Origin of the sequence: Corynebacterium limaceinasi, assembly GCF_046717465.1 — a bacterium.
Classification (GTDB): Bacteria; Actinomycetota; Actinomycetes; order Mycobacteriales; family Mycobacteriaceae; genus Corynebacterium.
In genome coordinates this window covers 2,443,224-2,466,947 of record NZ_CP177100.1, presented here as the reverse complement: position 1 = coordinate 2,466,947, position 23,724 = coordinate 2,443,224, and the positions used below count along the sequence as shown (strand labels likewise).

Here is a 23,724-nt window from a genome sequence, read left to right as displayed (position 1 = left end):
TACAACTTCAACTTTTACTTTTCAGCCTTGTGATTTTTGCGTCGGTGACGGCCAAGCCGAAAGAGCGTAGCCAAAACCAGCGCGAGAGCGCCGGCTATGCCGGCAGCGTATAAGGTTACGATACCGGCACGTGTCTGCACCGAGATAGTGATGGGCTGCGAAATGGTCTGATCTTTAGGAGTGGCCAGCCACAGCCCAATGTCCGTGCGATCCGCATCCTTCGGCATATCAGCGGTCATGGATACAGTAATAGAGCCCTTAGCGGGAATACGGACGCTTTTGGGCGTGTTGAGCCGCGCGCCATCGGGGGCATCGTATTGCAGCTTCGCCTCCACCGGCAATGGCAGGCCATTTTCGGCCACGATGAGCAGCGGCGATGACTCAGATACGCGGGTATAAACATTGCCCGGCGGGATGAGGGAGACGGAATCGCGCAGATCCCGCAGCGTATTGGAGTGCATCTCCATGGTGCGGGAAAAGGACTGGCGCGCTGCGGCGTGGGTGCTCAAGCTATCGCGATTATTCAGCGATAAGGAATTGAGGAGATCGCGGCGCAGTGGCAGCACGAATTCAGAGCGCGTCATGGTGATATCAGGGTCATCCACCACGATATTCATTAGCTCATCGGTATAGCGCGCCTGTTGCTCAACGCGGGCCAATTCGGGCTCCGAAAAGACCGCCGGATCGATAAAGGGGCTGCCGGTGGGAGCGTTCGGATCGCCCTGCTGCAATTCCACCGCGCTGATCCCGCGGGGACGGGAGTGGCCGGAGTCGAGCAAGTCTTCCGCGGCGGCGAGTGCATGCTCGGCCGCGCTAGGGTCTAAGTAGTTGGGAAGCTTGGCCACGGTATCTTCCCCGCCCGCGAGGCTGAGGGCCGCCCCGCCCGTGATGGCGCGGGACAGAGCAGAATCTTTGGCGTAGTCATAGCGCAGCTCCGGGTTGGAATAGCCAACCGTCTGCGGCTTGGAGCCGGTTTGGGATAGCAGGGCGCCGAGGGAGGCATCGAAAGTCGCGGCCTCGCCGGACCAGTTCGAGTTATCCGCAACAAGGGATGGCACCGGCAATTTTTGGTCAATATAGCCGGAACCTACCGCCAAGATATTGCTGGCCGGGGCCTTGCCCAGGACGCGTTCGATGGTCTGGTTGCCGCGCTGCAAACCCTCAAAGACAAGGGCGGGATTATTAGCCCTTGCTACCGCAGAGGCATTCGCATTGGCCCAGGGCATGGCGATGAAGCAATCCAACTCGCGCAGGCGTTCCAGCCACCGCTCGGCATCATTTTTCGCATCGCCTGGCTCCCCCTTGTCATCGTCACTGCCCCGCGACCAGGAATCGCGCAGGCGCTTGGGGCGATCGCCTTGGGCGGGGCGGGTGGAATTGACCGTATAGCCTTGCGACATGCGGTTGACGGTATCGAGCAGCGCGGGGTCGATGGCCACACAGCCCGCCCCCTGCAGGTCATGATCCTCGTAGGTAGAAACCAACCTATCGAGGCGGCCGCCTTCGCGCAGTTCGTGCCCTAACTCATCGGAGGACAAGATGAGCTCTTCTCCCCCAAGCCCGCCGGGGACGATGTCTAGGTTGGCGCTGATGGGATAGACCACCGTGAGATCGTGGGGTTGGGAATCCTCGACTTCGTCGTGTCCTTCTTCTAGTGCCGTTTCTTCCGGTGCCTCGGTATCTTTGGCATCCGTGGGGCCCTCGTCAGAGAATTGGGCCACAAAGCGCTCCTCCGCCAGGCTCACCGCATCGCCCTCGAGAGTGCCGGTCAGGGTAAAGAGCAGCGGATAAGCGCCCGGTTCATTGATGGCCAAGGTGCGCTCGGCATCTAAGCCACTGGGCACGGTGAAGCTTATTTCCCGGGTTTCACCTGGTTGCAGCGGTGCGGTGGTCATGCCCGAGCCATAATAAGGAAAATTACCGGTGGCCATTTCCGTCCGCGCTTCTGCCGCATCAGCAACGCTATCGCCGCGGCGGCTAGTTACCTGCAGATCTTCCAAGGGCTGATCGGTGGGGTTATGCACGCGGAACCGCAGCCGCATGTCAGTGCCTACGGTAAAGGGCTGGGCATCGATAAGATCCAGATCGGCGCGCTCCGGCCCGCGCGCTCCCAACCAGGCTTGGATATCCATCTGCTCGTCCGGAACAGAGTCCATTTGGGCCGCCGCGTTTGGTAGGAACAATCCCCAACCGGTAAGTACCGCGCAACCGCCGGCCGCAGCGAGTGATTTCAGGCGCTGGTGCATTAGCGTGGGGTCGCTTTCCCTGCGTCGGCTTCCTTTCGTGCAAGATCGGGGAGGAGATCGTGCGCGATGCGCGCGAGCTTGCGTTCGTCCGCGTACGCCAAGTGCTCGATGAGTTCAGAAACGGGGATCCAGGACACCTCGGTAACCTCTGGATCCTCATCGTTCATGATGCCGTCCACAAAGCGCAGTAGGTGGTGGTGCACCGTCTTGTGGATGCGGACGCCATCAGAAACGAACCAATAATCGATCACGCCGAGGTCAGCGAAAACCTCGCCGGAAATACCGGTTTCTTCCCATACCTCGCGCTCCGCGGTGACCTCCTTGGCCTCGCCATTTTCCACGTGCCCCTTGGGCATGGACCACAATAAACGCCCGCGACGGTCTAGGCGCCCGATAAGAGCCACGTAGACGCGGGACAGGTCCGCTTTACCGTTGCCGTCGACGCACTCGGCCAGCCCAGAGATTACGAGCCCGCCCGCAGAGGTCTCATCGCGGGTCTCCATGACGGTGGAGGCGCCGTGATTATTGCCGCCGCGTTGCTGCCTGCGCTGCTGGGTGTTGCGGCGCGTGCGGTTATCCGGCCGCCGCCGGCGCCGGCGCCGGTTACGGCTACGGCCGCCTCCTTTGGAGGGGCCTTGCGCGGAGCCTTGTTCTTGGTTAGTCATCCCTGCCAATCGTAGTAGACTCTCACCCGTGAATTTTCAGGACACTCAGTTAATCGGCGTTCTTGCGCGCGCGGAGTCTACCGTGAACTCGCTCAGTGGCTTATTGAGCGGGCTGGTAGACAAATTCAGCGCGCGCGGGCATGCCCTCTACCTCGTGGGCGGCTCGGTGCGCGATGCCCTCCTCGGCCGCTTGGGCAATGATCTGGACTTCACCACCCCAGCGCGCCCGGAGGTGGTCAAGGAAATCCTGGATGAGTGGGCCGAAACGGTGTGGGATACCGGCATCGCCTATGGCACTGTGTCCGCCGTGTACAAGGGCCAGCAGATTGAAATCACCACCTTCCGCTCCGATTCCTATGATGGGCAGTCCCGCAACCCCGAGGTCATCTACGGCGATAGCCTGGAGGGCGATCTGGTGCGGCGCGATTTCAAGGTCAACGCGATGGCCATTGAGCTGCTTGCCGATGCCACCTTTGAGTTCCACGATCCCCTTGGCGGCCTCCACGATGTGGCCAATAAGGTGCTCGATACCCCGGATAAACCGGAAATCTCCTTCCACGATGATCCGCTGCGGATGCTGCGCGCTGCGCGCTTTGCGTCCCAATTGGAGTTTCACGTGGCAGACCGCGTGGTAGCCGCCATGCGCGATATGGCGGCAGAGATTCAGCGCATCACGGTAGAGCGCGTCCAAGTGGAGCTGGATAAGCTCATGTGCGGCAAAGCCCCGTGGGATGGCATCGATCTGCTGGTCAATACCGGGATTGCGGATTACATCTTCCCGGAGATCCCCGCCCTGCGCATGACCACGGACGAGCACGCCCAGCACAAGGATGTTTACGCGCACTCGCTGAAGGTGCTGCGCCAAGCCATGGATCAAGAAGAGGACGGTCCCGACTTGGTATTGCGGTGGGCCGCATTGCTGCATGACATCGGCAAGCCCGATACCTTCGATAACACCGACGGCAAGGTTTCTTTCCACCACCACGAGGTGGTGGGCGCCAAGTTGACGCGCAAGCGCCTGCGGAAGCTGAAATACCCCAAGGCCACGACGGAAGATATTGGCCAGTTGGTCTACTTGCACATGCGTTTCCACGGTTTTGGGGAAAATCAATGGACCGATTCTGCCGTGCGGCGCTACGTCAACGATGCCGGTGACCTCCTCCCCCGCCTGCACAAGCTGGTGCGCGCCGATTGCACTACCCGCAATGCCAAGAAGGCGCGGCGTTTGCAGCGCACCTATGACCAATTGGAGGAGCGAATCGAGGAGATTGGCCGTAAGGAAGACCTCGCGCGGGTGCGTCCGGATCTCGATGGCAACGAGATCATGGAGATCCTAGGCCTCTCCCCTGGCCCCGAAGTGGGACAGGCGTGGTCCTATTTGAAGGAAATGCGCCTGGAGTACGGCCCCCTCGAGCGGGAAGAAGCTATTGCGAAGTTGCGCCAGTGGTGGGAGTCTAAACAGTGATGTTTGCCGATAGATTATTTAATGCCCTCGAGCGCAACGATCCCGCCCCTGGGCAATTACTCGTGTCCGCACCAGGGATGTTGTCCCCGGAATTCGCCCGCTCCGTCATCTTATTGGTCGAGCACAATGACATGATGACCTTTGGCGTGGACCTTACCAAGCGCTCAGAGGTGGCCATTTTTAATGTGCTCCCAGAATGGATGCCCGTCGTTGCTAAACAGCAGGCGCTGTATATCGGTGGTCCGCTCAACCAGCAATCCGTCGTGGGCCTGGCGCAGACCAAGCAAGGCGTGGACCCAGATAAAGAAGAACAGCTCAACCGCCTCGCACCGCGCCTAGCGCACGTGGATCTGCGCTCCAACCCAGAAGATATCGAGCCGCTGGTGACCGGCATTCGAATGTTTGCCGGTTACGCCGAGTGGGGTCCCGGGCAGCTGGAGGAAGAAATCGAGGCCGGCGAATGGTTCGTGGCGCCCGCCCTAGCGCAGGACGTGGTGGCCCCAGGCCCGGCCGATTTGTGGGCCGATGTCATGAAACGCCAGCCTATGCCCCTGCCGCTGTATTCCACCTATCCCGTGAATGTGGATGATAATTAATTCCTAGCGGCCGGTATGTGATCGGTTACACTGACCCGTATGCGCGAGGAAATCCACAAGGGCATTAAAGACACGTGGGCGGTGGCTCTCGGGCTAATTCCATTGGGCTTGGCTTTTGGCCTCCTGATGGTGCAATCCGGCTTTAGCTGGTGGTGGACGCCCATATTTTCCATCGTTATCTACGCCGGCTCTATGGAGTTTCTCGCCATCTCCATGGTTACCGGCGGTGTTTCCGCGCTGTCCTCGCTCCTTACCGGGTTTATGGTGAATTTCCGCCATATCTTCTATGGGCTAACATTCCCCCGCAAACGGATTAATTCCCCCGTGGGCAAGGCCTATTCCACCTATGCCCTCACGGATGAAACGTATGCCATCGTCTCGGCGCTCCCGCGCGAGGAGCGGCCTACCGGCACCCGCATTTTGAGCATACAAATCTTTTGCCAAATTCTGTGGGTAGGCGGCGGCATCGTTGGCGCGCTCGCCGGCCAGGTAATCCCCTCTTCCGTCGAGGGAATGGAATTCGCCCTCGTCGCCCTATTCGTTGTCTTGGCGATGGACTCCTTCCGCAACAATCAGGATCTGTCCCTACCGCTATCGGCCGCGGCCTTGGGCATCCTCGCCGCTTTCATCACCCCGGGGCAGCTGCTGATGGTCTCCCTGAGCGCCTATTTCTTGTTGCTCATCATTCGCTACCTGTCACCGCGCGCGGATAACGCGCTTACCTGGCGGCTGCAGCCCCTTCCCTCCACGACCGTGAAGGAGGATAACTAAATGCCGGACGGAGTCAGTTTAGGGGCGATTGCTGCAGTGCTCATCCCTGTAGGCATCGTGACCGTCTTATTGCGGGAGCTTCCCTTCTCCGCGAAGAAGTGGATGAAGGATAGCGAGTTCTTTTCGCTGCTGGGCTTGATGATGCCCGTAGGCGTCATGACCATCTTGGTGGTCTATGCCGTTGCCGGACAGGCGGATGGCACCGGCGGGCTGTGGCCGGTGCTCTTGGGCGTGCTAGTTACCGTCGGACTACACAAGTGGAAGCGCGATTCCGGATTATCCATATTCGGCGGTACCGCGTTCTACATGATCCTGGTGAACCTGGTGCTGTAGGCCGCGGCTAGCTAAGCCCAAACTTTGTGGTGGCTTCCGTCCACAGCGCTTCAAATTGTTCTTGGTCCATGTACTGGGCGCTAATATCCGGGAACTCATCGTAGGTATCGGGGTGCGGAACTACTTCTTGCGGCGTGTCCACGTTTCCCGTGGAACTATCCGGGGTCGCTACCCCGACCACGGAATCCGCGGGATCCAAAGCGATCATGCGGTGCATGCGGCAGCGTTGGGCGTCGTGTTCTTCTAATTCTGCGAGGTGGACCGCTGAGCCCACTCCTGGGACGGAAAGCTCGGTGCGCACATAAAGGTAATTAGCCATGGGCACTTAGTGTAGTTGCTCCTCGTCCTCCTGTGCGTACCGGGAGGCCAACACAGAACAGATCATCAGCTGCACCTGGTGGTAAATCATGAGCGGGAGGATCAATAGCCCGAGCGATGTCGACCCTGAGGCAAAGATGACCGAGGCCATGGGAAGGCCGGTAGCCAAAGACTTCTTAGAGCCACAGAACTGGATCGCGATGATATCGGCACGAGAAAATCCTAGCTTCCCGGAGATAAACCGCGTCAGCCACAACATGAAAATGACGAAGGCTGCGGCGAAAACCACGAGGAACACGATCTCCCAGATAGAGATGGAGGACCAGATTCCATCGACCACGCCCTTAGAAAATGCGGAATAGACCACCATGGCAATGGAGCCGCGGTCGACCACCTTTGTGGCCTTGCTCTGAGCGAAGTCCGCAATCCAGCGCCGGGTTAATTGGCCCAATATGAATGGCGCGAGAAGCAAGAGGGAGATTTCCCCAAAGACGGAGGTATCGATATGTAGGCCGGAACCGGTACCCATGAGCACCATGACCAGGACAGGCGTGATGAAGACGCCGGCCAAGTTAGAGGTTGAGGCGGAGACAATTGCTCCAGATACGTTGCCCTTGGCAATGGAAGTAAAAGCCACGGAAGACTGCACGGTGGACGGGACCAGCGTAAGGAATAGGATCCCCATGTACATATCGTCAGTGATGAACTCGGTAAGGGGCCGCAGGGCCAGACCGATGAGGGGATAAATCACGAACGTGAAAGCAAGAATCGTGATGTGGAGCCGCCAGTGCTTAAGCCCGTTTAGAGCTTCTTGGGTGGATAGCCGCGCGCCGTAGAGAAAAACAACAGCGCGATCGCCACATTCGTCAGGCTGCCAAAGACGTCAGCGAAGGTGCCGCGGGCCGGTGCAATGATCGCGATTGCGACGGCCGTAAGGATGAGGACGATGAGCGGATCCGGCTTTTTAAGTCTGTGCAGCATGACCCAAAGTGTAAACCGTCTCGCTTGGTTCCACGAAAGGTAGTGCGGATAATTTTCTTCTGCGTACTCCCATTGAGTCTCATGGTTTCACGTGAAACGATGGGCGTAGAGGGTGAAGCGTCCGCGGGGATTTACGCTGTAGTGACCTTTGTACCCTCTTGGCTTACCCCAAATTCTTTGAGTGGGTCTCGGCCAGGTCCTTCAATGACCGAACCATCTTTCAGGTTATAGGACGTATGATGCGCCGTGCAGGTAGCAGTCATACCGTCGATTTCTGTAATGGGGTTTTGTTGGTGCGGGCAGGTTTGGGAGTAGGCCTTAAACTCCCCTTCTTTCGGCTGCGTGAAGATAACCCTGTCGACGATGATCCCGGAGCCTACTGGAATGTCCGTTGCCGCGATTTCCGCGGACGGTTCTGAGCCGCAGGCCGCGAGGTATGCACCTGCGAAAGTCGTAGCGGATCCGAGCAAGAACATGCGGCGCGAACAGATAGTCATAGCCTCTACTCTATCCTGAATGGTTCACGGCCGGAACATGATTTCGGCAACGGTTAATCATATTTCGGGGCAGCTAAAGTGAAATGGCTCAGTGTAGGTTTCACGTGAAACACGAAATTAGGACAGATTGCCGTTCCAGGTTGCGACCGGCCCAGCCTCGGTGGGTGTGAGTTCATAGGTGCCGGAATCTAGACCTATGTCATTAACGATGGGATGTGGCCCGTCCCCTCCTGCGGCGTGCGATTCAGGTTCGACGCGGTGGGAGTCGGCGACATAGGTACCGATGCTGAAGGTGGAAACGGCGATTGCGGCGAGGGCTGTGGTTTTCTTCATGTCTTCCATTGTCAACCCTTCCCCGCGTTAGGTGTAGTGGCGGAGCCGAGCTCTGCGGAACCTCTATGCGAGTTCTAGGAATGCCCACAGGAATCCCCGTAGGTTGAGACGCGCAACTATAGATGGAGTCCAACATAGGTACGAGTCGTTAAATACCCCCAACTTAATTTAGTTGTGACGAAAAGTGTGGGATTCCGTGGTTGGAATAATAACGTCACAGTGTCATAAAAACTCTCCCTGACCCGTCCCTGTGTGGCGCGATTGCCGGACAGGAAAGGGAGGGAGAAAGAAACTCAAAAGATAGTTATTTAATTATCAGAGTGGCGAGCGGCCTGGCGGAGGGCACCCAGATCAACCTCGGGTTGAGCGGCGGAGTCTGTGGCCTCCTCCCCACCGCAGCCTCCGGAGCCGCAGTTGCAGCTATCGCCACAACCATCGTCATCGGCATGCGCTTGCTCATAAAGAAACGCCGCGCGCGAGCCAAGGTTTGAGCCGACGGAAAGCGCGAGGATAGCGATTACGAAAGTGGTGACCGGAATAAGCCACATCCAACCTTCCGCGCGGAAGGCTACGACGCCGCCGAAAAGCAGCGAAACTCCGCCAAGGGCCCAGAAGGGGCCCGCAACGGCGTGGGCGTTATCCCACGCTTCACGTGACTTTCGGATCTCTTGTAAGCGCAAGCCGATGTATTTATTGCCGGGCAACCGCTTGGTGGCGGCGAGTGCGCCCACCGCGATAAGGAAAACGGCAAGGATTAAAAATATGATTCCCACTGCGACCATATCCATAGTTTAATCCTGCAACGCGATATTGGAAATTAAGCTACGGGGCTTGTGTCTTAAATATAAGGCGGCTCGGGTAATATTCAATTTGGATCGATCGATAGATATTCGCTCGATTTTGCACCTGCACCACGTTGTCTCTCCTTCCGTCGAACCACACACAAGTGAGTCCCCGGACTGGGAACACCTAACCTGATTGTGATTGCATGAATCTCAAGAAAATAGCGGACTCTCTCCTTTTCCGCATCGTTCTCGCCATCGTGCTTGGCATTGTCGTCAGCTTCTTTGCGCCCGAATGGTTCGGTCGAGCCTTTGCCACCTTTAACGGGCTCTTTGGTAACTTCCTCAACTTCTTCATTCCTGTGCTGATTTTCGCCCTTGTCGCCCCGGCGATCGCCGGTCTTGGCAAGGGCGCAGGAAAATGGTTGGGGGTTACGGCGGGCATCGCCTACGGTTCCACCATTCTCTCGGGATTGATTGCCTATGGCCTGGCACAGTGGCTCTATCCTTCGATGCTGGCGGGCCAAACCCTAGTGACCAACGTATCGGACGTGGACGAAGGCTCCCTCTCACCTTATTTCGAGGTGGAGATGGCACCACCGTTTGAGGTGATGACGGCGCTATTGCTTTCCTTCTGCATTGGTGTCGCCATGACGTCGGTGAAGTCCGATACGCTCTATACCGTCACCAAGGAACTGGAAAATGTGGTGGTTAAGGTCATTTGGGGATTCGTTATTCCCATCTTGCCGTTCTACATTTTCGGCATGTTCCTTGGCCTGGGTATGAATGGCAATATTGGCGACGTCCTTTCTGCCTTTGCGAAGGTACTGATCCTGGCAGTGGTCATGACGCTGGTGTACCTCGTGCTCCAGTATGTGGTTGCCGGTGCAATCGCAGGAAAGAATCCTTTTAAGGCCCTGCGGAATATGCTGCCGGCATACTTCACTGCATTGGGTACGTCATCTTCTGCTGCGACCATTCCGGTGTCTTTGGAATCCAGCTTGCGTAACGGCATTTCGAAGCCGGTCGCGAGCTTTGTGATCCCGCTGTGCGCGACAATTCACCTGTCCGGGTCCATGATGAAGCTGACGCTTTATGCCTTCGCCATCGTCTTTATGGCGAATATGGATATCAGCACTGGCACCGGCCTTGGCTTTATCTTCCTGCTGGGAATCATGATGATCGCCGCACCAGGCGTGCCGGGTGGTGCCGTTATGGTGGCCGTTGGCCTTTTGGCGGATATGATGGGCTTCGATGACGGAATGGTGGCGCTGATGATCGCCGCTTATATAGCGATTGACTCCGTCGGCACCGCAGCGAACGTGACCGGCGATGGTGCCATTGCGATGGTCGTCGATAAGTTCGCCCGCGATAAGGTCGATACTCTCAATGAAGAAGAGGCGGAGACTGCGGCCTAGTTTCCCGTGAAACATTTGCGCCCCCTGGCTTCCCCACCCAACAAATGTGGGAGGAAGCCAGGGGGCTTTTTGGCGCTACCGTCCGGAAGGCTCTAACGCTTGGTCGCTTCCTTCATCGCGGAGATGAAGTCGGTCAGCTCAGCGTGCAAGGCATCGGCATCCTCGATCGTCCCAGCGGCACCGGTTTCACGTGAAACATGGCGGTCGATGATCTTGGTGATCGCGGACCCAGTAATGGCGCCCGCGGCGTTTGCGGCGATGGCATCGGCGACGTGCTGCGGTGAGGAGATACCGAAACCGAGCAGCACCGGTGGACCATCAAAGCGCTGAATGCTGGCGACGACCTCGTCGAGGCCGGTGGTCTCGGATTCCTTCTCGGTTCCCGTGACGCCATCACGGGAGATGGCGTAAATATATCCCTGTGAATGCTCGGCAACGCCGGCGAGCGTGCGCTCCGCGGCGCGCGCGGGGGCGATGAAGATGGGGTCGATACCGGCTTCTTTTGCCGCGGCGATGAATGGGGCGCCTTCGCGTACGGGGACATCGGGAAGCAAAATGCTATCGGCGCCAGCGTCCGCGAACTCCGCATAGAATTGCTCCACTCCGCGGGCGAAGGCAACGTTCCCATAGATCAACATGCCGATGGGCAAATCAGGGAACTCGGAACGAATCGTCCGCACCTGATCCAAAGCACTATCAAGAGTTGCTCCCCCATCGAGGGCGCGGATATGCGAAGCCTGGATGGTGGGACCATCCGCCACTGGGTCAGAGAAGGGGACGCCGAGCTCCAAGGCGTCGGCCCCGGCGGCGACTGCGGTCCGGATGATCTCCAGGCTGGCCTCAGGGGTCGGATCGCCCAGCATGATGAAAGGGACAAACGCGCCCTCATTCTTCTCACGCAACGCGGCAAAAAGCTTATCATAACGGCTGCCCATGATTAGTTCTCCTTGAGTTGCAGTTCGGGGTGGGATTCCAGCGTGTGGCGGACATGGTCGATGTCCTTATCGCCGCGGCCAGATAGTGAGACCAAGATGGTGATGTCCTCGTTTTTGCGTTTGAGGGCATAGGCCAGCGCGTGGGAGGATTCGAGGGCGGGAATGATGCCTTCCTTCTTGGACAAGAGTTGGAATGCCTCTAGGGCCTCGGCGTCCGTGATTCCCACGTATTTTGCTCGGCCGGTTGCGTGAAGGTGCGCGTGCTGTGGGCCCACGCCGGGGTAGTCCAAACCCGCAGAGATGGAATAGGATTCTTCAACCTGACCGTCAGAATTGCGCATGAGGTAACTGCGCGCGCCGTGGAGGATGCCCACGGTGCCGTTGTTGATGGTGGCTCCGTGTTCGCCGGAGTCGAGGCCCGCACCGCCTGGTTCGGCGCCGACCAATTCCACCGCGTCCTCGTCAATGAAGTCCGCGAACATGCCGATGGCGTTGGAGCCGCCGCCCACGCAGGCGACGACGAGATCGGGAAGGCCGCCCGTCTTCTCGATCAGCTGCGCCTTGGCTTCGGTAGAAATGACGCGGTGGAATTCGCGCACGATGGTGGGAAATGGGTGCGGCCCCGCCGCGGTGCCGAGCAGGTAATGCGATTCATGGAAGGTAGCGGTCCAATCGCGCAGGGCCTCGTTGACGGCATCCTTCAGGGTTCCGGATCCGGTATCAACGGGGATGACCTTCGCGCCCATGAGTTCCATGCGGAAGACGTTCGGTTGCTGGCGCTGGACATCCTTGGCGCCCATGTAGACCACGCATTCGAGATCGAGCAGCGCACACGCTAATGCCGTTGCCGTGCCGTGCTGGCCCGCGCCGGTCTCGGAAATGATTCGCTTTTTGCCCATACGCTTTGCCAGGAGGGCCTGTCCGAGCACTTGGTTGGTCTTGTGTGCCCCGCCGTGGACGAGGTCTTCGCGCTTTAGGAAGATCCGCGCCTTCCCGCCGAGCTTTTTTACCTCGGTAACGGGGGTTGGACGACCCAGGTAGTCGCGCAGCAATCCGGCGAGCTCTTCGCGGAACCTGGGATCATTTTGGGCATCAACAAACGCCTGCTCCAATTGATCCAATGCGGGGATGAGGGATTCCGGGACGTATTGACCGCCGAATTCCCCGAAGTACGCGGGAAGGAGTGTTTCACGTGAATCGGGCATGGTTAATCTTTCTTGTCTGGTTGGTTGAATAATTGGATGGTGCGGAAGGTTTGAGAAATCAGGGCGGCGTCTTTGTTCCCGGGGCGCGTTTCTAATCCTGAATTCAGGTCGAGCCCAGCGGTACCCACGCGGAGCGCGCCTTCCAGGTTGTCTAGACTGAGGCCCCCTGCCAGGAGGCTGTGAGCTTTGATGTCTTCCGGGATCGACGCCCAATCAAATCTTTGGCCGGTGCCTCCCCTACCCGAGTCGAGCACGAGGCGGTCCACACGCGCGGCGAGTTCCGGCGCCATCTCTATCCACTGGGGGTTGGTCATGTCGATGGCCCGCCAGACAAACTCGGCATCGGTGTCCGCGAGCACCGCGCGGGCACGCTCGATCAGCGCCAGCTCGCCATCCAAGTTGCCCTGGAACGGGGCGTGCAACTGGATTCCGGATAGCCCGCGGGTCGCCGCCGCGGCCCGCAACTCTGCGGGGTCGTCGCTGCGGCTGACTGCTACGAAATCCAAGCCGTGCTCGGCGGCGATGATTTTCTCGGCGGTTTCACGTGAAACATTGCGCGGGGAATCCGGGGCGAAGATGAGCCCTCCGTAGCGGGCACCGGCGGCACGGGCGGCTTGGGCCGTGGAGGTGGCGGTGAGCCCGCACACCTTATTCGCGCCGAAGAGCAGATCCCGGGCGGCGCGGTCGATGTCCTCGTGAGAGGTGAGTTGGGAGCCGACGAGGAAGGCATTGGCGTGGGCACCTAAACGCCGGACGGTGTGGTTATCGCGGATACCGGATTCGGAGACGACGACCTTATCGTCAGGCACGTACCCGGCGAGTTGCTCGGTGCGGGAGAGGTCGATGCTCAAGTCATGGAGGTTGCGGTTATTAATGCCGATGATCTCCACCCCGAAGGATAGCGCCCGGTCCATCTCCTCCTTGGTGATGGCTTCAGTCAGTACATCTAGTCCTAATTTATCCGCCAAGGACTTCAGCTGTGCAAAAGTTTCATCATCCACGATGGACATCATGAGCAAAATCGCATCCGCGCCGTAGTAGCGCGCGGCATAGACCTGAACCGGATCGACGATGAAGTCCTTGCACAAAACCGGCAGGTGCGTGGACTGGGCTACGGTCTGGAGGTGATCGTAATCCCCGCCGAACCGCTCCGGCTCACACAGCACGGAAATGGCATTCGCGTAGCGGGAATAGACGCGCGCGATTTCGCCGGGGCGGTAATCCTCGCGAATCATTCCGAGTGATGGCGATGCAGACTTGCACTCCATGATGAAGCGATTGGTGCCATTGAGCGCCGCAAAAAGCGAACGCCGAGACGGCTCAAGCTTGTCCACATCTACGTGGGCGATGCGCTCGCGAATGCCGGCAAGGTGAGTGCGGCGCTGAGCCACAATCCCCTCGAGCACCGTCGGCAGTTTCTGTTTTGTCATTTCTTTTCCCTCGTGTGGCCTTCTTAGTATTCCGCTTGCTCGTGGGTGCGCAGCCAGCGGTCCACGTCCCCGCTATCGATGAGCCCCTTGGCGTGCGCGACGCCCTCTGCAATGGAGGCCGTGGTGCCACCCAGATAAAACATTGCCCCAGCCGATGCCACGACAGCGTCATAGTGCGCCGGCTTACCCGAGCCATTAAATATGGCGCGCACGTGCGCGGCATTATCTTGGCCGTCGCCGCCGGCAAGCTCACTGAGCTCATGCTTGGCGATGCCCAACTCCTCCGGCGTTAGCTCATAGTGTGAAATCTCGCCGTCCTTTAGCTCCCAAACCTGGGTGGTGCCGTGGGTGGCAATCTCATCGGTACCAGCGCCGTGGACGACGAGCGCCCGCGTGCGCCCCAGCTCCCGGAAGACTTCCGCGATCATGGGACCCTGGGCGGGGTTGGCGATGCCCATGATCTGTAGTTTGGGGCGGCCCGGGGAGAGCAGGGGTCCCAAGGTATTGAAGATGGTGGAGACCCCGAGCGCCTTGCGCACCGGTTGCACGTGAGCCACTGCGGGGTTGTAGGCCGGAGCGAAGAGGAAGGTGAAATTGGAGGCCTCGAATTGCCGGACGGCGCGGTCCACGTCCAGGTCCAGGGGAATATTCAGTGCCTCGAGCACATCGGCGGAACCGGACTTGGAGGAAACGGACCGGTTGCCGTGCTTGACCATCCTCACTCCCCCAGCGGCGGCAACCAAGGAGGCCGCCGTAGTGATATTGATGGTATTTGCGCCATCGCCGCCCGTGCCCGCGGAGTCCATGAGTCCCTCGCCGGTAATGGGAAAGGGGTGTCCAACTTTCAGGAATGCCTTGGCGGCACCCGTGATATCCGCGAGGGTTTCGCCGCGGGTGCGGATATGTGTGAGCAACGCGGAGATCTGAATATCGTCATAATCACCCACGGCAACCGGGGTGAAGACCTTGGTGGCCTCCTCCACGGTGGGTGCGGGATTATCCAAGAAGGCTTGCAGCGTTTTCAATGGGCTTTGGTTCGTCATTAATGCTTTGGCTCCATAGTGGGATGGGTCGATAGTCGGTGGATGCAACGGTCTAGCATGTCTGGGCCACGGGGCGAGAGGATTGACTCGGGGTGGAATTGCATCCCTAGTGCCATCCCATCGTCCGTTTCTGCCGCCATGGCGATGGTCCCGATCTCTGCCTCCGTCTCCGCGAGCACCCGCATGCCGGCTGGCACGCGCGTGCACCCCAAGGAGTGATACCGGGCCACGGGGACCTGGGTGCCGGGGACGCAGGGCTGGGCGGGATCGGCATCGGTGGCTAGGCCGGCGAAGACTGGGTGGGCGGTGCCGGCATCGGTAAGCGTCATAGGTATGGACTTGCCGTGCACGGGGCCGCACGGCCCTACCCCGCCACCGTGGTATTCCAGTAGCGCCTGGAAGCCCAAGCAGACGCCGAGGATGGGGATGGTGCCCAAGGTGGCACCGATAAGCTCCATTATGCAACCAGCATCGCGCGGGTGGCCGGGGCCTGGGGAAAGGACAATAATATCGGGCTCGGCCGCCAGCACCTCCGCGACGGAGACGCTGTTGCGGTAGACGGTGGTGCGGTAACCGGCGAGGGCATCGACGAGGTTATAGACAAAGGAATCGTGGTTATCGAGCAAGACCACGTGCGGTGAATTCATCGCTGTACCTCCAGGGTGGCGTTGTGCGCGAGGGCAATGGCGTGGAGAACGGCATAGGCCTTGTGCAGGGTTTCATCGGCTTCGGATTGCGGGATGGAATCGTGCACCACCCCGGCACCAGCTTGGACGGCGGCCGTACCGCGGTGGACGAAGGCGGAGCGAATGACAATGCAGGTATCCATGGCGCCGTCGCCGCGCAGGTACCCCACTGCGCCGCCGTAGGAGCCACGGCGCTTGTGTTCGGCCTGGCGGATGAGCTCGCTGGCGCGCAACTTGGGTGCGCCGGTCAACGTTCCCATGTTCATGCAGGCGCGGTAGGCATCGAGGGCATCGAAGTCCTCGTGCAACGTGGCGGTCACGCGGGAGACCAGGTGCATGACTCGTGAATAGCGGTCTACTTGGAGCAGGTCTGCCACCCGCCGGGTGCCGGGTTCTGCTACGCGGGCGAGGTCATTGCGCGCCAGATCTACCAGCATGGTGTGCTCGGCTAACTCCTTGGTATCCGTGCGCATTTCTAGCTCATTGCGGATATCCAATTCATCGTTGATCGTGCCGTCCGGGTTGAGCCCGCGGGGCCTAGTTCCGGCAATGGGATAGAGCTCCACCTGCCGCGTCTCTGGGTCAAACTTCAAATTGGATTCCGGTGATGCGCCGAAAAGCTCATAACCTTCTCCCCGGAGATAGAACATATACGGCGAAGGATTAGTCTCCCGGAGCTGGCGATAGGCCGCGAAGGCATCGGGGCAGTCCACCGTGAAGGTGCGAGCGGGGACGACCTGGTAAATATCGCCAGAGTCAATATTGCCCTTGAGCCGCGTCACCTGCTCGCAAAACGCGGCATCGTCAATATCCGCGGTCGCCCTCAAGGTCTCCACGGGCTGGTCAAGCGCCGGATTCTCTATCGCGTCGATGGGCGTGGCGGCCAAGGCGTCGAGCCTGTCTTCCAAGCGGGCTCGGTCGATATCCCAGCCCTCTACCCGCGCCGTCTTCGTTAGGTGGTCCACCGCAAGGACAGTTTGGGCGACGAGGAATTCATAATCGGGAAACGTATTGGGCCCCTCGCCTACCTCAGGCAGGTTTTCAAAAGTGGCCAAATAGTCATAGGCAAAGCCGCCGGCGACGAATGGCAACAAGGGCGAGGAATAGGAATGATCGCGCTGCAGCGCGCGGAGGATATCGGCCGTCGATTCATCTAGGAGCCGTTGCCGTTCATCAGACTCGCTGGAGGGCGAGAACTCAAAGACAATTTCCGTGGTTTCACGTGAAACAATCCGGTTTGTAAAACGCGAGTACAGCATGGTGATGAGCTGCTCCCCCGCTGGGCTGAGTGCGAGGACGCGAACTCGCTGGCCGGTGCAGGTCACTCTCGCCGCGGCATCGAGCACGGCCAGGCACGTGAGGTTTTTCTTGGTTTCAATATCCGCGCTTTCCAATAACAAGGAATCGCTCGATCGCGCCAAGCTATGAAATAGCGCTGAGGCATCCCGGCAATAGGCAATATCGCGGGTGGCGGTGTATGTCATTGCAGTGCCCTTTCAGGAGTAACTGAGGAACAGAGTGCGAGGGACCCGGGGTATCCGCGAGCAAAGGCACTGAAAACGCCGAAAGGCCCGCAGAATGCGAGCCTAAAAATGGGGTGCGAAGAAAGGCCCGCGAGTTACGCGCGCCACCACCAACGAGTAGTCATTTTCTTCATGGGCACTAGCCTAGCCTAAATTTCTATAGCGTGGAAGAAACAAGTGAAAAATATTCAATCGGTATCTAATGAGTGGTCTTCGCGCCCGTTAAGGGTAATGTGGTGCAGGTCAATATCTTCAAGAAAGGTGACGATAAGTGAGTATTAATATCGACGAGGTAATTGCAAAGGTCCCCACCCAATTGCTTATTGGTGGTGAGTGGCGCGATTCCACCTCCGGCGAGACTTTTGACGTTGAAAACCCAGCGACGGGCGAAACGCTGGCGACGCTATCTTCCGCAAACTCGGACGATGCGATTGCTGCCCTCGACGCTGCCTGTGCCGTGCAGGATGACTGGGCGCGCACCACGCCGCGCGAGCGCGCGGAGATTCTGCGCCGAGCATTCGATCTAGTACAGGAGCGGGCAGATGAATTCGCCGCCCTGATGACGCTAGAGATGGGCAAGCCCTTCGCGGAAGCTAAGGGCGAGGTCACTTATGGCGGCGAGTTCCTGCGTTGGTTCAGTGAGGAAGCGGTGCGCGATTACGGTCGCGCCGCAACCGTTCCCGAAGGCACGCTGCGGATGATCACTCGCCGCAAGCCGGTGGGCCCCTGCCTTCTGATCACCCCGTGGAACTTTCCGTTGGCCATGGCTACTCGCAAGGTGGCTCCTGCGGTGGCAGCGGGTTGCACGATGGTGCTCAAGCCGGCCAAGCTGACTCCCCTGACTGCGCAGTACTTTGCGCAAACCATGATCGATGCTGGGCTTCCAAAGGGCGTTCTCAACGTCGTTGCCGGCAAGTCTGCATCTGCAATTTCGGAGCCATTGCTTGCCGATGACCGCTTGCGCAAGCTTTCCTTCACCGGTTCTACCCCAGTGGGCCGGACCCTTTTGAAGGGCGCGGCCGATAACGTGCTGCGTACCTCCATGGAACTGGGCGGCAATGCCCCATTCATTGTCTTTGAGGACGCAGATATTGACCAAGCGGTCCAGGGTGCGATGGGCGCCAAGATGCGCAATATCGGCGAGGCCTGCACCGCAGCTAACCGCTTCTTGGTCCACGAGTCTGTTGCTGAGGAGTTCTCTGAGAAACTCGTTGCGGAGTTTGAGAAGCTCAATCTGGGCAATGGTATGGACGAAGGTATTACCTGCGGACCTCTCGTCGAGTCCAAGGCTTTGGAGAGCATTGCGGCATTGGTGGACGATGCTGCAGAAAAGGGCGCTACCATCGCCACCGGCGGTAAGCGCGGGGACGGTGCCGGATACTTCTACGAGCCTACGGTGATTACCAATGTTTCACGTGAAACACGCGTCGCCCAGGAAGAGATCTTCGGTCCAGTCGCCCCGATTATCACCTTCAGTACCGAGGAAGAGGCGCTCGAGATCGCCAATGATACCGAGTACGGTTTGGCATCTTACGTCTTTACCGAGAACTCGGACCGCCTGTGGCGCATCGCTGATGGCCTAGAGTTTGGCCTGATGGGCTTCAACGCCGGCGTTATCTCTAATGCCGCTGCCCCCTTCGGCGGAGTGAAGCAATCCGGAATGGGCCGCGAGGGTGGCGCGGAAGGTATCGAGGAATACACCTCCGTGCAATACCTAGGCATCCGCGACCCTTATGCCAACGCTTAGGCCTTTAGCCGGCAACGCAATCACTGTTTAGCGCGCTTATAACCGTGTTTGATTAAACATTTAAGTGCGTGCGGCGTATACTCACTCCCCGCATAATTGTGATTGCTTTCCTTCTCCCCGCACGCGGCCCTTCTGGGGCCGTGCGCGGTTGGGAGGATTTTTTATTTTTTATTTGGAGTGAGTCTTGTCAACAACGAATTCAGCGGCAGCTCAGCCGCCATTGATTACACCCACGTTCCTATTGGCGTGGGTGGCTAATTTTGGCCAGTTCCTTGTCTTCTACCTAACGGTGACGACCATGGCCCTGTATGCCGTCGAAAGCTTCGGGGCGTCCGATACCGTCAGTGGTTTTGCCTCCAGCGCCTTCGTTTTGGGCGCGACCTTCATGCGCATCGTCTCCGGCTGGTTGGTGGACCGCGTGGGGCAAAAGCACGCCGCCCTGACCTCGCTGGCCTTCGTCAGCATCGTGACGGTGGGCTATTTCGTGGCGCATAACGTGGCCGTCCTGATCCTGGTGCGCCTGCTTCACGGCGCAGGCTATGCGCTGACCTCTACGGCGCTGATGGCCGTCGCGCAATCCGTCATCCCCCAGCAGCGCCGCGCGGAAGGCACCGGCTACTTCGCCTTGGGCACCACCCTTGCCACCGCCTTCGGCCCGGCAGTGGGCTTGTTCTTGGCCAATAATATTGGCTATAACACCCTCTTTGCGGTCGCCCTAGGTTCCAATATCGTCTCCCTCGTGCTGGCGCTCGTATTGCGCTACCCGGCGGAGCTCGATGAGGAAAAGCCGGCCTTCAAGCTGCGCAACGCGGTGCACCCCAACGTGTTGCCGATCGGCTTTTTCATGCTGCTTGTGGGCATCGCCTACTCCGGTGTGGTCACCTATCTCAATGCCTATGCGCGCGAAGAGGACCTGGCCGCCGGCGCCGGCCTCTTTTTCATCGGCTACGCCGTAGTCATGCTCATCATGCGCTTCTTCTTGGGCCGCATCCAGGACCACAAAGGCGATAACTCGGTCATGTACCTGGGCCTGGTGTCCTTCGCCATCGCCCTTATTATCATGGGCTTTCCCAGCAATGACGTGATGCTCGTGGTCGCGGGTGCGTTTACGGGCATGGGATACGGCACGCTAAGCCCCGCCTGCCAGGCCATTTCTGTACGCTCTGTATCGGCCGCCCAGATAGGCGCGGGTATTTCCACGATGTTCCTCTTGATGGACTTCGGCATCGGCCTCGCCCCCTTCGGGCTTGGCCCCATCGTGAGCGCCACCGGCTTCGATACGATGTACCTCATCCTGGCCGGCCTCATCGCCGTAGCGGCGGTGTACTACTACATGGTCCACGGGCGCTACCCCAAGGCGAAGGCGCCCGTCGTCAGCGCCACAGAGGGCACGCAGCCGGCTTAAAGGCGCAATGAATTTTGGCTCCGGGTTTATACCCGGAGCTTTTTTGCGTGCTGGGGCGGCAAGCACTTGGCATCGACCACGCGCCGGGCCAGCGCTCGGTCCCCCATCTTGGCCGCAAATGCCATGCGCATGGTGATATCGTGCGCGGGAGCGGGGCCGCGGGTGATGGCATCCCCCGCAGAAATGCGCCCGGGCGAGATGACGCGGAAGTACACGCCGCAATCACCGCGCGCGGTCCACCGCTTGAGCCAGCCCTTTTCCTGCACCCAGCCGGAAAAGGTAGCGCACGGCTGGCGGGGTATGGAGACCTCGAGCGTGGTCGTACCGATGTGGAGGCGTTGATTGATAAGCAGCGCGGAGAGATCAATACCGCGCGTGGTGAGGTTCTCCCCAAAAGACCCTGAAGCCAGCGTGCGGCCCAGCGAATCCTCCCAATAATCCAATTCCTCGCGGGCATAGGCATAAACCGCCTTGTCACTTCCACCGTGGTGATCGCTATCGCCGATAGAATCACCGCGCACGCCAGAACCATCGCCGTAATTTGGTCCGGGAGCGGAGATATCGATGAAGTCTTGCGGGCGCTTGTCGATGCCCGAAAACTCATGCCTCCCGCTCGGATCCGGCCTGCGCACGGCGACGTTGGTGGAAATAACCTGCATATCAGTCACTGTAGTCGCGGGTAAGTGCCTCCGCAGTGAGAATATCCCGGTAAAACAGCTCCGGGGCCAGCGAAACCGCCTCCGCGAGCTGCGGGAGGGCGTTATCCAGCGCGGAGGCCACGGCTGGATCGGTGAGCTTCCCATTGGCCACCCCTCGCGCGGTAATGGCAAAAACATAGGAAATAAACGGGATCCAGGCAGAGCCGCCAAGATCCGTGTTTCCATCCCCGAAGGCGTCCAGGGCGAGCAGGGTGTGCAATACCGACTTATCTACGCCCAATTGCTGCAGCGTCACCCGCAATTGCAGCGCGGTAGAGCGCAGGTTGGACATGGTCCCCAGGCGGGTCAGCGCCAAGTCGTTATCGAAGCACTCGCGCAGCGCGGCGATGCGGTGGGCGTCATCGCACAGCTGCGCGCTGTCAGTAGCGGGCGTTGGGGCCTCGCCGGTGGCGCTCATGAGCAGCATGGGGCGGGTGACATCGTCTACGCCCGTAGTGGCCGTCCGCCACAGCGAGGGGGAGCCGGAGTGCTCCACGTGGGCCTGGTTGGCATCGGCAAGCGCGGCGAGCACGGAAGACGGATCCGTGGCCTCTTCCCCATCGCTGTTAAAGGAACTGGTAATCAGGCCCGTGCGCACCAACGCGCGCATGCGCTGGCCGCGCGCGAAGTCCACCTGCATGAGCGCATCGAGGCTGGCGCGCGGATCAGCCTCGATGTCCTTGATAACGCCCTCGAAGGTCTCCTTGGCCTTGGGGGCAAGGCGGCGCAGGGCGGCATAGGTCTCCCACGTGCCGGCGGTATTCTCGCTCTCGCCATCGTGGAAGATGATAAGCGAGCTCGCCGGCGGGTACTGCGGGGCGGCGAGATCGCTGGCCGGTTCATCCTCGCGGAAGTCCACGATGAGATCGCCCGCCTCGTGCAATTCCTCCGGCAGCTCGAAGCCCTCCTCAACCGGCTCCAAGGGCAGCGGCTCGCTGGCGGGGTTGCCAAGCGGCCACGCCCAAGCCAAAAGCTCCACCTCTTCCTCGTGGGTTTGCTCGGGCATAAGAATGCCGTCTTCGATAGTGGCGCGGGCGACCAGCGGCGTCTTGCGCACCGTGGCGATGGCGGCATAGATAAGGTCGCTTGCCGCGGTTGCCTCGTATTCCATCACGCGGCGGTCCATGCTGCGCTTCAAGTGCGCCGCGCGCTCCTTATCCGGCAGGCCCTCCAGGTACTCCTCGTAGGACAGCGTGGACCACAGGAGGTAGAGCTCCAGCGAGGACTTCTTGGTCAGCGCGGCCTTAAGCGCGCGATTCGGCACGGAGAGAGTATTGGTCGCCTCCGTCGAGCCATTGGCAGTAACGAGATCCCGGATCTTCTGGTTCTTATCAATGACCACGAATTTCGCCAGCGGCAGCGGCTCCGGTGAGTGCACCGTAAAGAGTGCATCCGCATCCAGCTGATCCGCCAGGATGACTTGCTTGTCCATATAATCCACGGGCTCGGCCGCGGTACGCTTCACGCGCGTGCGGATGGTCGCCGGAATGACCTCAAAGGTCAGCTCGTAGCCGGCCTCGCTGCTGATGGTCTCCTCGCGCACCGATTCGTCTTCGCCAAATACGCGTTGGCCCTTTTCCATGTGAATGGGCTTATCGGAAGACGAGGCCAGGGCATAGCTAAACGGCGAGAGGTTACCCAGCGCGTCGATGAAGCGGAAGTTGGTGCCGCGGGGCCCCTCGTTCTTGGAGCGCATGTGGAGCGTTTCGGCAAAGTTGAGATAGTGGACATCGACAAGCTCCTCGCCCTTAAACAGGCTAAAGCGATACCGGCCCACCCAGGGGTCTTCGAAGACGTCGCCGGGTAGAACCTCATGGATTCCCTCCGGCAGCTCATCTTCTAAGATTTCTTCCTCTTCCCCACCGATGGGGACATAGGTCAGCTGCAGGTGAAGTGGGGTATTGACCAAGAGGCGCGGGGATTTCGTGTACACCAGCTCGCCGTCCAGCCCGCGCGCGTTGGGCAGGGACTTGACCGCCATATCCCAGGAAAAATCCGCGCTATCCGCAACGGTGATGGTGGCCTTGTCCTGGCGCGGCACAGCAATGGAGAAGGAATCTTCTGCCGCTAGCTCAAAGATGGACCAGCCTTCCCACGCGCCATGCGGGCGCGGCTGGCTATCCGGGGTAGGTGTTAGCTGCGTGCCGTTCGGCGCGATGAAGGTGTACGCGCCCTGCGGGATGGGCTGCGTGCTATCGACGGGGCGGTGCGCGGAATCGAGCAGCAGGCCGCCATTGGCAATACCCGCAAACTCCAGGGTCTGCTCCGCAAACGTTACGGCAAGGTGGGTAAAGGGCTGTGGCATGGAAACCCACAGGCCAGGTTCTTCACCGGCGACGTAATAAAACTTGCGGGTGACCTCCGTACCATCCAATAGCTGCGTGGCCACGGTCCATTGCGGGTCTTCTGGTTCATAGGCCGCGCCCACGGCTGGCAGGTAAAGCTCTAAAGTATCGGTATCCGGCGCGAGGCGAAGATGCGGGACCCCCTGAAAAACCGCCGCGTCTAGAAAAGATGATAGCTGGCTACGAAACTTCTCCTGGCTCATTTACACCAGCCTAGATCATTTTTGAAAAGATGTGGATTCTGCAGGCAGAGGCCAAAAAGGCTTTCACCACCGCCGGTGATGAAAGCCTTCGCGCGCGAT

21 protein-coding genes and 1 pseudogene are annotated in these 23,724 nt (G+C 59.5%); 7 read left to right on the top strand and 15 right to left on the bottom strand.

The genetic code is table 11. The annotated features are described in order from the left end of the window. Positions 1 to 14: 14 nt before the first annotated feature. Positions 15 to 2,246 carry a hypothetical protein gene (locus ACLI1Q_RS11860; RefSeq protein ID WP_239269573.1) on the bottom strand — a complete coding sequence of 744 codons (2,232 nt, stop codon included), beginning with the start codon at positions 2,244 to 2,246 and terminating at the stop codon, positions 15 to 17. Further along, positions 2,246 to 2,911 (bottom strand): NUDIX hydrolase, encoded by a 666-nt coding sequence (locus ACLI1Q_RS11855; RefSeq protein WP_239269574.1) that lies wholly within the window; start codon positions 2,909 to 2,911, stop codon positions 2,246 to 2,248. Before ACLI1Q_RS11855 ends, ACLI1Q_RS11860 begins: the two co-directional genes overlap by 1 nt. 28 nt (positions 2,912 to 2,939) lie before the next feature. Here ACLI1Q_RS11855 and ACLI1Q_RS11850 point away from each other — a divergent pair, with 28 nt between their 5' ends. The 4 genes from ACLI1Q_RS11850 to ACLI1Q_RS11835 are packed head-to-tail and all read left to right on the top strand — an operon-like array spanning position 2,940 to position 6,076. Further along, complete coding sequence (locus ACLI1Q_RS11850) at positions 2,940 to 4,376, top strand: CCA tRNA nucleotidyltransferase (protein ID WP_023029759.1); 1,437 nt, start codon at positions 2,940 to 2,942, stop codon at positions 4,374 to 4,376. Then, positions 4,376 to 4,972, top strand: a complete 597-nt coding sequence (locus ACLI1Q_RS11845) for a YqgE/AlgH family protein (protein WP_411697010.1) — start codon at positions 4,376 to 4,378, stop codon at positions 4,970 to 4,972. The genes ACLI1Q_RS11850 and ACLI1Q_RS11845 overlap by 1 nt, the downstream gene beginning before the upstream one ends. Before the next feature lie 39 nt (positions 4,973 to 5,011). Further along, positions 5,012 to 5,743 carry an AzlC family ABC transporter permease gene (locus ACLI1Q_RS11840; protein WP_284772021.1) on the top strand — a complete coding sequence of 244 codons (732 nt, stop codon included), beginning with the start codon at positions 5,012 to 5,014 and terminating at the stop codon, positions 5,741 to 5,743. Further along, positions 5,744 to 6,076 (top strand): branched-chain amino acid transporter permease, encoded by a 333-nt coding sequence (locus ACLI1Q_RS11835; RefSeq protein WP_239269576.1) that lies wholly within the window; start codon positions 5,744 to 5,746, stop codon positions 6,074 to 6,076. Positions 6,077 to 6,083: 7 nt separating this feature from the next. Here ACLI1Q_RS11835 and ACLI1Q_RS11830 read toward each other — a convergent pair whose 3' ends face one another. The 5 genes and pseudogenes from ACLI1Q_RS11830 to ACLI1Q_RS11810 form a co-directional block, all read right to left on the bottom strand. Beyond that, positions 6,084 to 6,395 carry a hypothetical protein gene (locus tag ACLI1Q_RS11830; protein WP_239269577.1) on the bottom strand — a complete coding sequence of 104 codons (312 nt, stop codon included), beginning with the start codon at positions 6,393 to 6,395 and terminating at the stop codon, positions 6,084 to 6,086. 6 nt (positions 6,396 to 6,401) lie between these two features. Then, positions 6,402 to 7,375 (bottom strand): annotated as a pseudogene (locus tag ACLI1Q_RS11825) (bile acid:sodium symporter family protein). A 131-nt stretch (positions 7,376 to 7,506) separates the two neighbouring features. Then, positions 7,507 to 7,872 carry a Rieske (2Fe-2S) protein gene (locus ACLI1Q_RS11820; protein WP_239269579.1) on the bottom strand — a complete coding sequence of 122 codons (366 nt, stop codon included), beginning with the start codon at positions 7,870 to 7,872 and terminating at the stop codon, positions 7,507 to 7,509. 117 nt (positions 7,873 to 7,989) lie between these two features. Continuing rightward, entirely contained in the window at positions 7,990 to 8,205 is a 216-nt protein-coding gene (locus ACLI1Q_RS11815; RefSeq protein WP_239269580.1) for a catechol 1,2-dioxygenase, read from the bottom strand. Positions 8,206 to 8,513: 308 nt separating this feature from the next. After that, entirely contained in the window at positions 8,514 to 8,993 is a 480-nt protein-coding gene (locus tag ACLI1Q_RS11810; protein ID WP_370658460.1) for an SdpI family protein, read from the bottom strand. A gap of 200 nt (positions 8,994 to 9,193) precedes the next feature. On the opposite strand from ACLI1Q_RS11810, the gene ACLI1Q_RS11805 reads away from it, so the two are divergent. Then, positions 9,194 to 10,405 (top strand): dicarboxylate/amino acid:cation symporter, encoded by a 1,212-nt coding sequence (locus ACLI1Q_RS11805; RefSeq protein WP_239269581.1) that lies wholly within the window; start codon positions 9,194 to 9,196, stop codon positions 10,403 to 10,405. A 92-nt stretch (positions 10,406 to 10,497) separates the two neighbouring features. Here the strand turns inward: ACLI1Q_RS11805 and trpA are convergent, their stop codons facing one another. The 6 genes from trpA to ACLI1Q_RS11775 are packed head-to-tail and all read right to left on the bottom strand — an operon-like array spanning position 10,498 to position 17,188. Then, positions 10,498 to 11,340 (bottom strand): tryptophan synthase subunit alpha, encoded by an 843-nt coding sequence (trpA, locus tag ACLI1Q_RS11800; protein ID WP_239269582.1) that lies wholly within the window; start codon positions 11,338 to 11,340, stop codon positions 10,498 to 10,500. 2 nt (positions 11,341 to 11,342) lie between these two features. Continuing rightward, complete coding sequence (gene trpB / locus ACLI1Q_RS11795; RefSeq protein WP_239269583.1) at positions 11,343 to 12,545, bottom strand: tryptophan synthase subunit beta; 1,203 nt, start codon at positions 12,543 to 12,545, stop codon at positions 11,343 to 11,345. Between the two features lie 2 nt (positions 12,546 to 12,547). Next, positions 12,548 to 13,975, bottom strand: coding sequence for a bifunctional indole-3-glycerol-phosphate synthase TrpC/phosphoribosylanthranilate isomerase TrpF (gene trpCF / locus ACLI1Q_RS11790; protein ID WP_411697009.1), 1,428 nt, complete (start codon positions 13,973 to 13,975; stop codon positions 12,548 to 12,550). Positions 13,976 to 13,998: 23 nt separating this feature from the next. Further along, the gene (gene trpD, locus ACLI1Q_RS11785) at positions 13,999 to 15,018 is read right to left on the bottom strand and encodes an anthranilate phosphoribosyltransferase (RefSeq protein ID WP_239269585.1); all 1,020 of its coding nucleotides are present in this window, start codon (positions 15,016 to 15,018) and stop codon (positions 13,999 to 14,001) included. After that, a complete protein-coding gene (locus ACLI1Q_RS11780; RefSeq protein WP_239269586.1) occupies positions 15,018 to 15,665 on the bottom strand; it encodes an anthranilate synthase component II in 648 nt (215 codons plus the stop codon). Before ACLI1Q_RS11780 ends, trpD begins: the two co-directional genes overlap by 1 nt. After that, on the bottom strand, positions 15,662 to 17,188 hold the full coding sequence (locus tag ACLI1Q_RS11775; protein WP_239269587.1) for an anthranilate synthase component 1: 1,527 nt from the start codon (positions 17,186 to 17,188) through the stop codon (positions 15,662 to 15,664). The genes ACLI1Q_RS11780 and ACLI1Q_RS11775 overlap by 4 nt, the downstream gene beginning before the upstream one ends. Positions 17,189 to 17,498: 310 nt before the next feature. On the opposite strand from ACLI1Q_RS11775, the gene ACLI1Q_RS11770 reads away from it, so the two are divergent. Then, entirely contained in the window at positions 17,499 to 18,974 is a 1,476-nt protein-coding gene (locus ACLI1Q_RS11770; RefSeq protein ID WP_239269588.1) for an NAD-dependent succinate-semialdehyde dehydrogenase, read from the top strand. 220 nt (positions 18,975 to 19,194) lie between these two features. Continuing rightward, positions 19,195 to 20,379 (top strand): MFS transporter, encoded by a 1,185-nt coding sequence (locus ACLI1Q_RS11765; protein ID WP_370657797.1) that lies wholly within the window; start codon positions 19,195 to 19,197, stop codon positions 20,377 to 20,379. A 26-nt stretch (positions 20,380 to 20,405) separates the two neighbouring features. Here the strand turns inward: ACLI1Q_RS11765 and ACLI1Q_RS11760 are convergent, their stop codons facing one another. Together ACLI1Q_RS11760 and ACLI1Q_RS11755 are read right to left on the bottom strand one after the other, a co-directional pair. Next, entirely contained in the window at positions 20,406 to 21,038 is a 633-nt protein-coding gene (locus ACLI1Q_RS11760) for an MOSC domain-containing protein (RefSeq protein ID WP_239269628.1), read from the bottom strand. 1 nt (position 21,039) lies between these two features. Next, positions 21,040 to 23,625 (bottom strand): hypothetical protein, encoded by a 2,586-nt coding sequence (locus tag ACLI1Q_RS11755; protein ID WP_239269590.1) that lies wholly within the window; start codon positions 23,623 to 23,625, stop codon positions 21,040 to 21,042. Positions 23,626 to 23,724: the final 99 nt, after the last annotated feature.

What these genes read in the sequence shown, in the direction of transcription:
- ACLI1Q_RS11775 (WP_239269587.1), bottom strand. Translation starts at nt 17,188, where the DNA reads ATGACATACACCGCCACCCGCGATATTGCCTATTGCCGGGATGCCTCA.
- ACLI1Q_RS11755 (WP_239269590.1), bottom strand. Translation starts at nt 23,625, where the DNA reads ATGAGCCAGGAGAAGTTTCGTAGCCAGCTATCATCTTTTCTAGACGCG.
- trpA (WP_239269582.1), bottom strand. Translation starts at nt 11,340, where the DNA reads ATGGGCAGCCGTTATGATAAGCTTTTTGCCGCGTTGCGTGAGAAGAAT.
- ACLI1Q_RS11845 (WP_411697010.1), top strand. Translation starts at nt 4,376, where the DNA reads ATGTTTGCCGATAGATTATTTAATGCCCTCGAGCGCAACGATCCCGCC.
- ACLI1Q_RS11805 (WP_239269581.1), top strand. Translation starts at nt 9,194, where the DNA reads ATGAATCTCAAGAAAATAGCGGACTCTCTCCTTTTCCGCATCGTTCTC.
- ACLI1Q_RS11835 (WP_239269576.1), top strand. Translation starts at nt 5,744, where the DNA reads ATGCCGGACGGAGTCAGTTTAGGGGCGATTGCTGCAGTGCTCATCCCT.
- trpCF (WP_411697009.1), bottom strand. Translation starts at nt 13,975, where the DNA reads ATGACAAAACAGAAACTGCCGACGGTGCTCGAGGGGATTGTGGCTCAG.
- ACLI1Q_RS11815 (WP_239269580.1), bottom strand. Translation starts at nt 8,205, where the DNA reads ATGAAGAAAACCACAGCCCTCGCCGCAATCGCCGTTTCCACCTTCAGC.
- ACLI1Q_RS11840 (WP_284772021.1), top strand. Translation starts at nt 5,012, where the DNA reads ATGCGCGAGGAAATCCACAAGGGCATTAAAGACACGTGGGCGGTGGCT.
- ACLI1Q_RS11820 (WP_239269579.1), bottom strand. Translation starts at nt 7,872, where the DNA reads ATGACTATCTGTTCGCGCCGCATGTTCTTGCTCGGATCCGCTACGACT.
- ACLI1Q_RS11760 (WP_239269628.1), bottom strand. Translation starts at nt 21,038, where the DNA reads ATGCAGGTTATTTCCACCAACGTCGCCGTGCGCAGGCCGGATCCGAGC.
- ACLI1Q_RS11830 (WP_239269577.1), bottom strand. Translation starts at nt 6,395, where the DNA reads ATGGCTAATTACCTTTATGTGCGCACCGAGCTTTCCGTCCCAGGAGTG.
- ACLI1Q_RS11855 (WP_239269574.1), bottom strand. Translation starts at nt 2,911, where the DNA reads ATGACTAACCAAGAACAAGGCTCCGCGCAAGGCCCCTCCAAAGGAGGC.
- trpB (WP_239269583.1), bottom strand. Translation starts at nt 12,545, where the DNA reads ATGCCCGATTCACGTGAAACACTCCTTCCCGCGTACTTCGGGGAATTC.
- ACLI1Q_RS11810 (WP_370658460.1), bottom strand. Translation starts at nt 8,993, where the DNA reads ATGGATATGGTCGCAGTGGGAATCATATTTTTAATCCTTGCCGTTTTC.
- trpD (WP_239269585.1), bottom strand. Translation starts at nt 15,018, where the DNA reads ATGACGAACCAAAGCCCATTGAAAACGCTGCAAGCCTTCTTGGATAAT.
- ACLI1Q_RS11860 (WP_239269573.1), bottom strand. Translation starts at nt 2,246, where the DNA reads ATGCACCAGCGCCTGAAATCACTCGCTGCGGCCGGCGGTTGCGCGGTA.
- ACLI1Q_RS11780 (WP_239269586.1), bottom strand. Translation starts at nt 15,665, where the DNA reads ATGAATTCACCGCACGTGGTCTTGCTCGATAACCACGATTCCTTTGTC.